Here is a 12,460-nt window from a genome sequence, read left to right on the forward strand (position 1 = left end):
CCATGACCGCCACCACGCTTGAGAAGACCGCCACGGAGAACGCCGCCACCGTCGAATTCCGGGGCCTGCGCCGGGAGTTCGGCCCCACGGTCGCCCTCGACGGACTCGACCTCACCGTCCGGCCCGGTGAGTTCCTGGCCCTGCTCGGCCCCTCCGGCTGCGGCAAGACCACCGCGCTGCGCATGCTCGCCGGCTTCGAACACCCCACCTCCGGCGAGGTGTTGGTGGACGGCAAGGACGTCACCGACGTGCCAGCGCACCGCCGCGACGCCGGGATGGTCTTCCAGTCGTACAGCCTCTTCCCGCATCTCAACGCCCTCGACAACGTCGCCTTCGGCCTGCGCATGCGCAAGGTGAACAAGGCCGAACGGCGGTTCCGCGCCAACGAGTTGCTCCACCTTGTCGGGCTCGGCGACAAGGGCGAGAGCTTCCCGCACCAGCTCTCCGGCGGCCAGCAGCAGCGCGTCGCCCTGGCCCGCGCGCTCGCCCTCCAGCCGCGCGTCCTGCTCCTCGACGAACCGCTCTCGGCGCTCGACGCCAAGGTGCGGCTGTCCCTGCGCGAGGAGATCCGCCGCCTCCAGCAGGAACTCGGCATCACCACCCTCTTCGTGACACACGATCAGGAAGAGGCGCTGTCCATAGCCGACCGGGTCGCCGTGATGCGTGCCGGAAAGCTCGAACAGTGCGCCGCACCCGCCGAGTTGTACGGCCGGCCCGCGACCGCGTTCGTCGCCGAGTTCGTCGGCACGATGAGCCGCCTCCCGGGACAGCTCTCGGACGGGGTCGTCGAAGTGCTCGGCCAGCGGCTGCCCGTCGACGGCGAGGCACCGGCAGGACCCGAAGTCGACGTGCTCGTACGGCCCGAGGCGATCCATGTGCACGCCGACGCCGCCGGTGACGCGCGTGTCGTCGCCACCGCCTTCCTCGGCTCGGTCGTCCGCCTCACCGTGCAGCTCGCCGACTCCACCGAGGTCAAGGCCGACCTGCCCGCGCACGAGGCCGCGGGACTGGGCGCCGGCGTCGCCGTACGCGTGTCGCTGCCGGAGCGGCCGGTCCTCGTGGCAGAACGCGTCAACCCGTAGGGCCCACCGGCCCCCGTAGTGAACCCGCAGTGAAAGAGAGAAACGTGACCCCCCACGCCCAACTCCCGCTCCAGGCCGTCCTGTTCGACATGGACGGAACGCTCGTCGACACCGAGCGGCTGTGGTGGGATGCGGTGGAGCAGGTCGCGGGCAGGACCCTGACGGACGCGGACCAGCCGGAGGTGCTCGGCCGCCCGGTCGAGCACACCGCCGACTGGCTCGCCCGGGCCACGGGCGCGTCGGCGGCGGACCTCGCGGCCGCACTGCACCGGGAGTTCGCCGCCCGCGTCCGCACCGGCATCGTGCCCCGCCCCGGCGCGCTCGACCTCCTCGACGCCCTCGCCCGCGACGGCGTCCCCACGGCCCTGGTCACCGCGTCCCCCCGCGCGGTCGCCGACACCGTCCTCGACGCCCTCGGCGCCAGCCGCTTCGCGGTCTCCGTCACCGCCGACGACACCGGGCCCACCAAGCCCGCCCCCGACCCCTACCTCGCCGCCTGCCGCGCCCTCGGCGTCGACCCGGCGGCCTGCGTGGCCGTCGAGGACACCCAGACCGGCGTCAGCTCCGCCGAGGCGGCCGGCTGCGCGGTGCTCGCCGTACCGTCGCTGGCACCGATCGACGCGGCGCCCGGCCGGACCGTACGGGAGAGTCTCGTCGGGGTCACCCCGGCGGACCTGCGCGCGATGGTGACGCACGGAACGCCGTACGAGCTACGCGTGTTGACCTGGAATCTCTGGCTCGGCGGCAGCGAGGTCGACGATCACAGGACCAAGCAGCTCAAGGCCATCACGGAGACCGGCGCCGATGTGGTCGGCCTCCAGGAGACCGGCGGCACGGCGGCCGGGGAGCTGGCCGAGGCGCTCGGCTGGCACCACCACCGGGCCGGCGAGAACCTCGGCGTCATCAGCCGCCACCCGATCACGGCCCGCTTCGGAGACCCGGACGTCGGCTTCTACGGAGCGGCCGGGGTGCGGATCGCCGTATCCGAGGGCCGTGAGATCGACCTGTGGACCTGCCACCTCGACTACACGCCCTACGGCCCCTACGAGTCCGCCTTCGACGGGATCCCGGCCGCCGAGCTGATCGCGCACGAGGAGGTACGGCTCGCCCAGATGCGGGACACCCTGAGCCGGATCGCGGAGGTGGCCGAGGACACCGTCCCCGTCGTCCTGGTCGGTGATTTCAACAGCCCCTCGCACCTCGACCGGCCGGACGTCGAATGGCCGGTGACCAAGGCGGCGGCGGACGCGGGCCTGCGCGACAGCTACCGGGAGGCCCACCCGGACCCGGCCGCCGACCCCGGCCACACCTGGTCGCCGATCCACCCCGTCCACGAGGACGGCAGCGGGCGCCCCGAGCCGCAGGACCGCATCGACTACGTCCTGCACCGGGGCCTGACCGTGCTCGACTCCCGCACCTTCGTCGTCGGCACCCCGAGCCCCTGGCCTGACGTGTCCGCGAACTGCTGGCCCTCGGACCACGCGGCCGTCCTCACGGTCTTCGCCGTGCCCCGCGCGTCCTGAGACAGGGGCGCAACGAATCGCCGCCGCACCCCTCCCGCACGCAACAAACCGCTTACCGGCGCGCAACGGCTCCTTCTTGTCCGGCCCGGTCCCTCAGCCGTACCGTCTAGGTGGGCCCCGATAGGTGGCTCTTCAACCTTTTCGTACCGGTGAGGAACACGCATGCGCACCGCCCTCCTCCAGAGCTCCGGCCGCCCCGGCTCCGTCGTCGAGAACCTCAAGGTCCTCGACGAGGCCGCGGGCCGGGCCGCGGCCGGCGGTGCCGGGCTGCTCGCCGCGCCGGAGATGTTCCTCACCGGATACGCGATCGGCGACGACATCGGCCGCCTCGCCGAGCCCGCAGACGGCGACTCCGCCGACACGATCGCCGAGATCGCCGGCCGCCACGGACTCGCGATCGCCTACGGCTACCCGGAGCGCGACGGAGACACCGTCTACAACTCGGCCCAGCTGATCTCCGCCGACGGCACCCGCCTCGCCAACTACCGCAAGACCCACCTCTTCGGCGACTTCGAGCGCGCCCACTTCACACCGGGCGAACAGCCGGTCGTCCAGGCCGAGTTGAACGGCCTGACCGTCGGCCTGATGATCTGCTACGACGTCGAGTTCCCGGAACCCGTCCGCGCCCACGCCCTCGCCGGCACCGACCTGCTCCTCGTCCCGACGGCGAACATGCACCCGTTCCAGTTCGTCGCCGAGGCCCTGGTCCCGGTGCGGGCCTGGGAGAACCAGATGTACGTGGCGTACATCAACCGGATCGGCCAGGAAGGGGAGTTCGACTTCTACGGCCTCTCCACGCTCGCCGGACCCGACGGAGTCGCCCGCACCCGCGCCGGCCGCGGCGAGGAACTCCTCCTCACGGACCTGGACCCCGAGCTGCTCGCCGACTCCCGCGCGGCGAACCCGTATCTGACGGACCGTCGCCCCGGCCTCTACGGATCCCTGGCCTGAATCCCCCTGCTGTTCCCGTACTTGTTCTTGTTTCTTGTTCCGCTAGGAGTCCGTACCCCATGACGTCCACGGTGCCCAACGCCGTCCAGCACGCCGACGAGCGGCAGCCGCCGATCACCATGTTCGGGCCGGACTTCCCGTACGCGTACGACGACTTCCTCGCCCACCCGGCGGGCCTCGGCCAGATACCCGCGACCGAGCACGGCACCGAAGTCGCGGTGATCGGCGGCGGGTTGTCCGGCATCGTGGCCGCCTACGAGCTGATGAAGATGGGCCTCAAGCCCGTCGTCTACGAGGCCGACCAGATCGGGGGGCGGTTGCGGACCGTCGGCTTCGACGGGTGCGACCCCTCCCTCACCGCCGAGATGGGCGCGATGCGCTTCCCGCCCTCCTCCACCGCCCTCCAGCACTACATCGACCTGGTGGGCCTTGAGACCCGGCCGTTCCCCAACCCCCTTGCCGAGGCGACCCCTTCGACCGTCGTCGACCTCAAGGGCGAGTCGCACTACGCGACCACCGTCGGCGACCTCCCGCAGGTCTACCGCGACGTGATGCACGCCTGGAGCGCCTGCCTCGAAGAGGGCGCCGACTTCTCCGACATGAACCGCGCCATGCGCGAACGCGACGTCCCGCGCATCCGCGAGATCTGGTCGAGGCTCGTCGGGAAACTCGACAACCAGACCTTCTACGGCTTCCTCTGCGACTCCGAGTCCTTCAAGTCCTTCCGGCACCGCGAGATCTTCGGCCAGGTCGGCTTCGGCACCGGCGGCTGGGACACCGACTTCCCGAACTCGATCCTCGAGATCCTGCGCGTCGTCTACACCGAGGCCGACGACCACCACCGCGGCATCGTCGGCGGCTCCCAGCAACTCCCGCTCCGCCTCTGGGACCGCGAGCCGCAGAAGATCGTCCACTGGCCCTACGGCACCTCGCTGGCCTCCCTGCACGTGGGCGGCGAACCCCGCCCCGCCGTGACCCGCCTGCACCGGACGGCCGGCAACGGGATCACGGTGACGGACGCGAACGGCGACATCCGCACCTACCAGGCGGCGATCTTCACCGCCCAGTCCTGGATGCTGCTCTCGAAGATCGCCTGCGACGACTCGCTCTTCCCGATCGACCACTGGACGGCGATCGAGCGCACCCACTACATGGAGTCCAGCAAGCTCTTCGTGCCCGTCGACCGGCCGTTCTGGCTGGACAAGGCCGTCGACGACAGGGGAAATCCGACCGGTCGGGACGTCATGTCGATGACCCTCACCGACCGTATGACGCGCGGCACTTACCTACTCGACGACGGCCCCGACAAGCCCGCCGTCATCTGCCTCTCGTACACCTGGTGCGACGACAGCCTCAAGTGGCTGCCGCTGTCCGCGAACGAGCGGATGGAGGTCATGCTGAAGTCGCTCGGCGAGATCTACCCGAAGGTCGACATCAGGAAGCACGTCATCGGCAACCCGGTGACCGTCTCCTGGGAGAACGAGCCCTACTTCATGGGCGCGTTCAAGGCCAACCTGCCCGGCCACTACCGCTACCAGCGGCGCCTGTTCACCCACTTCATGCAGGACCGGCTGCCCGCGGACAAGCGGGGCGTCTTCCTCGCCGGCGACGACATCTCCTGGACCGCCGGCTGGGCCGAGGGCGCCGTCCAGACCGCGCTGAACGCGGTCTGGGGCGTCATGCACCAACTGGGCGGCACGACCGACCCGACGAACCCGGGGCCGGGGGACGTCTACGACGCGATCGCGCCGGTCGAACTGCCGGAGGACTGAGGGGAGTTCGGTCGGCCGGAGGTGAGCCGGCCGGAGTTCTTCAGACCCCGGCCGCCCGCGCCTTCTCGTACACCTCGGCGGCGACGTCCTTGAGTTCCTGGGCGTCCCGGGTGCGGGTCTGTAGGTCGACGAGGATCTCGTCCAGGCCGATCGCGGCATGTGCGGTGAGGTCCTCGACGATCTGGTCGACGCTGCCGTGGAAGGGGGGCCGGTCGGGGCCGTCGTAGGGCTTGGCGCTGTAGCGCGCGTTGGCGCGCAGCACGCTCGGGATCGGTTCCGTGCGGCCGCGTTCGGCGGCCACGTCCCGCAGCGCGCGCCACTGCGCGGCGACCGCCTCGGCGCCCACGCCGACCGGTATCCACCCGTCGGCGTGGTCGACCAGCCGGCGCCGGGCCTTCCCGCTGGTCGCCGGGAGGAGGATCGGGATGGGTCGCACGGGCTTGGGACCGACCACCGCCGACGGGATCCGCGTCAACGAGCCGTCGTACGACACCGGGTCGGGGCCCCACACGGCCCGGCACACCTCGATCACCTCGTCCAGGACCCGGCCGCGCTCCTCGAACGGCCGTACCGACGAGGCCGCGTACTCCTCATAGGACCAGCCCGTGCCGAGGCCCGCGACCACCCGGCCGCCGCTCGCCGCGTCCAACGTGGCCAGCTGCTTGGCCAGTTGGAACGGCACGTGCAGGGGTGCCACCAGCACGCTGGTGCCGAGGCGGGCCCGCTCGGTCGCGGTGGCGGCGAGTGCGAGCGTGACCATCGGTTCGGCCATGCTCCGGTAGTGATCGGGCCAGGGCACGCCCTCCATGCCGTACAGGCCCTGGGCGGCGGGTTCGGGGAACAGGGCGCGCTCGGACACCCACAGACTCTCGTAGCCGATCCGCTCGGCGGCGCGGGCCACTTCGGGCACGTCCCTGCCGAGGTCGTACCAGCGCAGCTGGGGGAGGCCGAGTCCGAGAGAGGTCGTCATGCTCTGTGCTCCTTCGCCCGAGGTTCGCAGTGGTCCGTCCTGCCACCGAACGTACAACTGGCGTACGGGAGTTGACCCGATCAGTCGGGCAGCGGGGTGAGCATCATGCGGCCCGCGAGCCCCACCGCCGCGTCCAGCCGTTCGGTGAACTCCTCGGCCACATCGGGCAGTCCGCGCAGCGCCCACAGCGCTCGCGCCGCCGTCCAGGTCGCCTCCCGGGCGCGCTCCAGACTCCACGAGCCGAGCAGATGCGTGAGCGGATCGGCGATCTGGAACAGGTCGGGCCCCGGCATCAGCTCGTCGCGGATGCGCTCCTCCAGCGACACGAGGAGATCGCCCACGCGGTCGAACTCGTCCTCCAGCTCGGCCGGTTCGCAGTCGAGCGTACGACAGGCGTCCACGACGGCGAGCGCGAGATCGTGCCCGATGTGCGCGTTGATGCCCGAGAGGGCGAACTGCAGTGGACGTACACCCGGATGGCGGCGGAGCTGGAACAGCGGTCGCCAACAGGCGGGCGGGCGGCGCCCGTTCGCCGCCGTGTCCACGGCCGCCAGGTACCGCTCCGCGAACCGTACGTCCAGCGTGATCGCGGCCCGCGCGTCGGCGAACCGTCCGGCGTCGACGCTCCGGTCGACCGCCTCGGTGACGGCGAGGTAGACGCGGTTGAAGACCGCGACCCCGTCCCGGGCCGGCAGTTCCTCGTTGAGCGCGCGCAGCCGGGAGACGACCTTGTCCACGGGTGTGGTGAAGTGTGCCAATTGCCCCATGGGGGCAGCGTCCCAGCCCTAGGCTGGCCGAGGTGCCGCCGGGCCCGACACTTCCCCAGAACGGGGGAACGGGTTCGGCGCGAGGGGGCAGCGTGTCGGGTTCGCGTGGCCGGCGGCAGAAGCGGGCCGCCCGGCGGAGCGTGCTGGTGGTGGCCGTGTCGGTCGTGGTCGCGGTCGGCACGGTCACCGGGATGATCAAAGCGCTCGACGACGAGCGCGGTGCGAACGCGGCGCGGCCGGACGCCACCGGGGCGACGCTGCTGGTGCCGCTGCCTGACGTACCGTCAACAGCCGCCTCCGCAAAGGCGAGTGCCTCGGCCCAACCGGCGAAGACCGCCGCGCCGTCTCCCGCGAAGACCACGAAGGCCAGGAAGAAGCAGCCGGTCGCCGTGTCCCCTCTCCTCTACCGCCACCCCGAGTCCCAGGTCCTCGACTGGGTGCGCGATCACCCCGACGACTCCCGTGCCGAGGTCATAGAGTCCCGGATCGCCGCCCAGCCGGCGGCGGTGTGGTTCGCCGACTTCACGCCGTCGACGATCACCTCCCGCGTCCGCACGGTCACTTCGGGCGCCGCCGTGCAGGGCCGGGTGCCGGTCGTCGTGCCGTACGCGATCCCGGACCGGGACTGCGGTGGGGCCTCGGACGGCGGGGCGTCGGACTTCGACGCGTACGACGGGTGGATCGACAACTTCGCGGCGGGGCTGGGCTCCAGGGAGGTCGTCATCGTCCTGGAACCCGACTCCATAGCCCAGGCCGACTGCCTCTCCGACGCCCAACGCGCCGACCGCTTCGAGGCGTTGGCCCGCGCGGGCCGCGTCCTGAAGGCCGCCGACCCGAAGGCCCGCGTGTACTACGACGCGGGCCACTCCGACTGGAACCCGGCCGCACAACAGGCGGCCCTGCTCAAGCAGGCGGGCGCGGCCTCCGCCGACTCCTCCGACGGGATCTTCAGCAACGTCTCGAACTTCCACGCCACTTCGGCCGAGATCGCCTACGACCGGCAGGTCCTCGACGCCCTCGGCGGCCCCGCGGGCCTCGGTGCCGTCATCGACACCAGCCGCAACGGCAACGGCGCCCCGGCCGACGGCCAGTGGTGCGACCCGGCGGGCCGGAAGATCGGCCGGGCACCGACCCTGGACACCGGGGAGGCGCGGATCGACGGCTATCTGTGGGTCAAGTTGCCGGGGGAGTCGGACGGTTGCAAGGGCACGGCCGGCACGTTCACGGCGTCGTACGCCTACGACCTGGCGCGCTGACCGGCGCCGACCGTCGTTGAGGCGGGTCGAAGTCGCGGTCCCTGTATGTGAATTCCGGTCCGGACCATTGTCACGCCCGTTGGGGAGTCTTACGCTCGCACGGTTCCATTCATGAACTTTGTTCATATACATGATTGGAGTTGGTGTATGAGTGCCAGACCCCGCCTCGGCGTCCTTCTCGCGGCCGTGGCCACGCTGACAGCCGTGTGCGTCCCCTCGGCCGCCGCGCACTCGGCGCCGGCCACCCCCAGGACCGCCGTCCTCGACGGCACCCGCCTCCAGCAGACCAAGCTCCGCCTGGACCGCGGCGACCCCCAACTCCGGAGTGCGCTCAAGCAGTTGACGACCCGCGCCGACAACTGGCTGCACCAGGGCCCCTGGACGGTCGTGGACAAGCCGAAGCCCGCCCCCGGCGGGAACGTTCACGACTATCTGAGCCAAGCGCCCTACTGGTGGCCCACGACCACCCCTACCGCCGACAACCCCTGGGGCTGCCCGTACGTCCAGCGCGACGGCCAGCGCAACCCCGAGGTCGACACGGGAACCGACCGCCAGGACGTGGAGAAGGTCTTCGACTCGACGTACGACCTCGCGCTCGCCTGGTACTACACCGGCGACAAGCGCTACGCACACAAGGCCGACCAGGTCCTGCGCACCTGGTTCCTCGACCCGGCCACGAGGATGAACCCCAACCTGAACCACGCCCAGTTCATCCCGTGCAAGTACGACGGCCGCGCCATCGGCATCATCGACTTCTCCCAGTCGTACACCAGCGTCGTCGACGCCATCGCGATCCTCGGCACCGGCGCCCCCGGCTGGACGAGGAACGACCGTACAGCGATGGCCAGTTGGAACTCCGACTTCCTCGGCTGGCTGAAGAACAGCGCCTTCGGCAAGGAGGAGGGCGCCGCCGCCAACAACCACGGCACCTTCTACGACATGGAGTTGGCCGCCCTCGCCTACGCGACCGGCGACGAGGCACTGGCCCGCCGGACGGTGCTGGACGCGCGCGCCAAGCGCATCGACCCGCAGATCGCGGGAGACGGCAGCCAGCCGCAGGAGCTTGCGCGGACACGGAGTTGGCACTACTCGACCTTCGACCTGGTCGCCTACACCCGGCTCGCCGCCATCGGCCGGCATGTCGGCGTGAACCTGTGGACCTACCAAGGCCCGGACGGGCAGGGCCTGTTGAAGGCGGTGGACTATCTGCTGCCGGCCGCGACCGGGGCCGCCGCGTGGTCGCATCCGGAGCTGGAGTTCTACCGGTACGCGGCGAGCGACGTCGTCCACGCGGCGGCCGACGCGGGGGACGCGAAGGCGAAGGCTGCCGTACCGAAGCTGGAGGCGCCGCCCGGCGGTGATCTGTGGGCGCTGCGTCCGGCGGCCGAGCAGCTGGACTCGATCGCCGGATAACCCGGCACCGATGACGGGCCTGAGCAGGGCCTTCTCGACAGGGGTTCCTGAGCGGTTGCTTAGAATGGGGCGTCCCCACAGCCTCCACCGCCCCACCAGCACCGCTCGGGAGCCCCGCCGTGACCGTCGAAAGCCCGCCCGCCACCACCGTGTCCCACGGCCGGCTCATACCGGTCACCGTGCACTTCGACGACCTCGACGCGCTCGGCATGCTGCACAACGCCCGCTACCCCCTCCTCGTCGAGCGGGCGTGGACCGAGCTGTGGCAGGGGCACGGGGTCCGCTTCGACGGCGACTGGGCGAGCGCCGGAGACGCCTGCAACGTGGTGAAGGAACTGCTGATCAGCTACGAGGCGCCGGTCACCAGGCCGGGTGCGTACGCCGTACACCTCTGGCTCGACCGGCTCGGGACCACCGGCCTGACGTACGGCTTCCGGTTCTGCTCGGCGGAGGGATCGACGACGTATGCCACCGGTACCCGGGTCCTCGTCCGGCTGGACGCGGGGACGTTGCGCCCCGCGCCCTGGAGCGAGGCGTTCAGGGCCGTGGGCCGGACACTGCTGCGCTCGGCCGGCTGACCTTCGGGCGGTCCCGGTCCCCGGCGCGCAGTACGCCCGCGAAGACCACGAGCCCGCCTGCCAACACCGTGACCAGGCAGAACGACACGACCAGGCTCGTCGCCTGCGCCACCCCGCCGATCAGGCTCGGCGCGACCAGCCCCGAGGTGTAGGTGATCGTCGCGACGCCCGCGATGGCCTGGCTCGGGTTGGGGCCGCTGCGGCCCGCCGCCGCGAAGCACAGCGGGACGACCACGGCGATGCCGAGACCGAGCAGCGCGAAGCCGCCCATCGTCAGCGCCGGGTTCTCCGCGAGGACGATCAGCAGCCCGCCGCACACGGAGAGGGCACCGCCCGCGCGGACCGTGCGCACCGAACCGAACCGGTTCACGACCGCGTCGCCCACCAGCCGGGCCACCGCCATCGTCAGCATGAAGCCGGTCGTCGAGGCCGCCGCGAGCCCGGCCGACGTATCCAACTGGTCCTTCAGGAACACCGCCGACCAGTCCAGGCTCGCCCCCTCCGCGAACACCGCGCAGAAGCCCACCGCACCGATGAGCAGCGCGGACTTGGGCGGCAGCGTGAACCGGGGCGGTGCTTCCTCCTCCACGCCCGGGCGGATGTCGAGCACCCAGTGGCAGGCGGTCACGCCGAGCACGGTCAGGACCACGGCCGCGATGAGATGGTGCACGCGCGCGTCCGAGCCCAGGTGCGCGGCGAGGGTGCCGCCGGCCGAGCCGATCAGCGCGCCCGCGCTCCACATGCCGTGCAGGCTCGACATGATCGACCTGTCGAGGAGGCGCTCGATCTCGACGCCGAGCGCGTTCATGGCGACGTCGGCCATGCCCGCGCTCGCGCCGTACGTGAACATCGCCAGGCACAGGGTGATCAGGTTCGGCGCGAGGGACGGCAGGACCAGGGACATCGTCCACAGGGCGATCAGCCCGCGCAGCGCCGTGCGGCTGCCGAAGCGGTGGGTGATCCAGCCGGCCAGCGGCATCGAGCAGGAGGCGCCGAACGCCCCGAAGGCGAGGGCGAATCCGAGCCAGCCGGCGGCGACATGCGCGTGATCCTGGATCCACGGCACCCGGGTCGCGAACGAGCCGGTGACCGCGCCGTGCACGGCGAAGACGGCCGCCACGGCGTACCGGGAGCGCTTCACCTCGTGTCGGTCGTAGACCACTTCGACCACTTCGCTCATTGTCGGCCCTCCTGCTGTTCGCGTCCCCGCCGCCGTCGAAATCCCTGCTCGCGTGTTCTCGTCCCGCTCGCGCCGGGTAAACTATCAGGAACCCTGCCTGATAGATAGCGAATTACCGGCCGCCCGTCGCACCCCCTCGATCTGGGAGGATTCCCGGCATGCCCGCATCCCCGAGCACCGCCCGGGCCATCAACGACCGGCTCGCCCTGCGACTGCTGAAGCAGGAAGGCCCGCTGACGGCAGGGCAGTTGAAGCAGCTCACCGGACTCTCCCGGCCGACCGTCGCCGACCTCGTCGAACGCCTCACAGCCTCCGGGCTGATCGAGATGGTCGGCGAATCCGGGGAGCAACGGCGCGGCCCGAACGCCCGGTTGTACGGCATCGTCGCCGACCGCGCCTACCTGGCCGCGCTGGACGTCCGCCTGGAGGGCGTCTCCGTGCTCGTCTGCGACCTGGTCGGCCGGGTGCTCGCGGAGGCGTCGGCACCGATCGACGACGACTCGGGCACGGGCCCGGCGGTCGAACAGGCCGTGGCGCTGGTCGAACGGGCGGCCAAGGAGGCGGGCGCCGAGCACCTCCACACCGTGTGCGTCGGCGCCCCCGGCCTCATCGACCCCACCACCGGCGAACTCCGCGACACCACCGGCCTGCCCGCCTGGCACCGCCGCCTGGTCGCCGCCCTCCACGAACGCCTCCCCGACACCCGCATCGTCGTCGAGAACGAGACCAACCTCGCGGCCCTGGCCGAGCAGCGCGCCGGCGCGGCCCACGACCGCGACACGTTCGTACTGCTCTGGCTGGGCATGGGCATCGGCGCGGCGGTGGTCCTGGACGGGGCGTTGCGCCGCGGCACGGGCATCGACGCGTGCGGGCGAAGATCACCGAGTTGCAGCGGTCGCTGGCCGCCGGTGCGGAGCGCTGGCCAAGAAGATCGGCGTCAAGCCCAAAGCGCGACTGTGGGGCTGTAT

Annotated in this window: 11 protein-coding genes; 8 read left to right on the forward strand and 3 right to left on the reverse strand. The window is 71.4% G+C overall.

Annotation, left to right across the window (positions count from 1 at the left end; all coding sequences use genetic code 11):
- The first annotated feature begins 2 nt into the window (after positions 1-2).
- From ACNFOC_RS20630 to ACNFOC_RS20645, 4 genes are all read left to right on the forward strand, one after another.
- Entirely contained in the window at positions 3-1,082 is a 1,080-nt protein-coding gene (locus ACNFOC_RS20630) for an ABC transporter ATP-binding protein (RefSeq protein ID WP_416960559.1), read from the forward strand.
- A 44-nt stretch (positions 1,083-1,126) separates the two neighbouring features.
- Positions 1,127-2,605 (forward strand): HAD-IA family hydrolase, encoded by a 1,479-nt coding sequence (locus ACNFOC_RS20635; protein WP_416960560.1) that lies wholly within the window; start codon positions 1,127-1,129, stop codon positions 2,603-2,605.
- A 162-nt stretch (positions 2,606-2,767) separates the two neighbouring features.
- Entirely contained in the window at positions 2,768-3,556 is a 789-nt protein-coding gene (locus ACNFOC_RS20640; protein ID WP_416960561.1) for a carbon-nitrogen hydrolase family protein, read from the forward strand.
- 59 nt (positions 3,557-3,615) lie between these two features.
- Complete coding sequence (locus ACNFOC_RS20645; protein WP_416960562.1) at positions 3,616-5,328, forward strand: flavin monoamine oxidase family protein; 1,713 nt, start codon at positions 3,616-3,618, stop codon at positions 5,326-5,328.
- A 40-nt stretch (positions 5,329-5,368) separates the two neighbouring features.
- Here ACNFOC_RS20645 and ACNFOC_RS20650 read toward each other — a convergent pair whose 3' ends face one another.
- Both ACNFOC_RS20650 and ACNFOC_RS20655 read right to left on the reverse strand, forming a co-directional pair.
- The gene (locus tag ACNFOC_RS20650) at positions 5,369-6,298 is read right to left on the reverse strand and encodes an LLM class F420-dependent oxidoreductase (protein ID WP_416960563.1); all 930 of its coding nucleotides are present in this window, start codon (positions 6,296-6,298) and stop codon (positions 5,369-5,371) included.
- Positions 6,299-6,378: 80 nt separating this feature from the next.
- Complete coding sequence (locus ACNFOC_RS20655) at positions 6,379-7,065, reverse strand: DUF5995 family protein (protein ID WP_416960564.1); 687 nt, start codon at positions 7,063-7,065, stop codon at positions 6,379-6,381.
- A gap of 140 nt (positions 7,066-7,205) precedes the next feature.
- Here ACNFOC_RS20655 and ACNFOC_RS20660 point away from each other — a divergent pair, with 140 nt between their 5' ends.
- The 3 genes from ACNFOC_RS20660 (at position 7,206) to ACNFOC_RS20670 (ending at position 10,312) form a co-directional block, all read left to right on the forward strand.
- On the forward strand, positions 7,206-8,321 hold the full coding sequence (locus tag ACNFOC_RS20660; protein WP_416960570.1) for a glycoside hydrolase family 6 protein: 1,116 nt from the start codon (positions 7,206-7,208) through the stop codon (positions 8,319-8,321).
- A 147-nt stretch (positions 8,322-8,468) separates the two neighbouring features.
- Entirely contained in the window at positions 8,469-9,734 is a 1,266-nt protein-coding gene (locus ACNFOC_RS20665; RefSeq protein ID WP_416960565.1) for an alginate lyase family protein, read from the forward strand.
- 119 nt (positions 9,735-9,853) lie between these two features.
- Entirely contained in the window at positions 9,854-10,312 is a 459-nt protein-coding gene (locus tag ACNFOC_RS20670) for an acyl-CoA thioesterase (protein WP_416960566.1), read from the forward strand.
- Here ACNFOC_RS20670 and ACNFOC_RS20675 read toward each other — a convergent pair.
- A complete protein-coding gene (locus tag ACNFOC_RS20675) occupies positions 10,272-11,492 on the reverse strand; it encodes an MFS transporter (protein WP_416960567.1) in 1,221 nt (406 codons plus the stop codon). The two genes, ACNFOC_RS20670 and ACNFOC_RS20675, sit on opposite strands and share 41 nt — an antisense overlap.
- Before the next feature lie 158 nt (positions 11,493-11,650).
- Here ACNFOC_RS20675 and ACNFOC_RS20680 point away from each other — a divergent pair.
- Positions 11,651-12,460 (forward strand): ROK family transcriptional regulator (locus ACNFOC_RS20680; protein WP_416960568.1); only part of this gene is annotated, 810 nt, incomplete at its 3' end.

Origin of the sequence: Streptomyces colwelliae, assembly GCF_048158785.1 — a bacterium.
Lineage (GTDB): Bacteria > Actinomycetota > Actinomycetes > Streptomycetales > Streptomycetaceae > Streptomyces.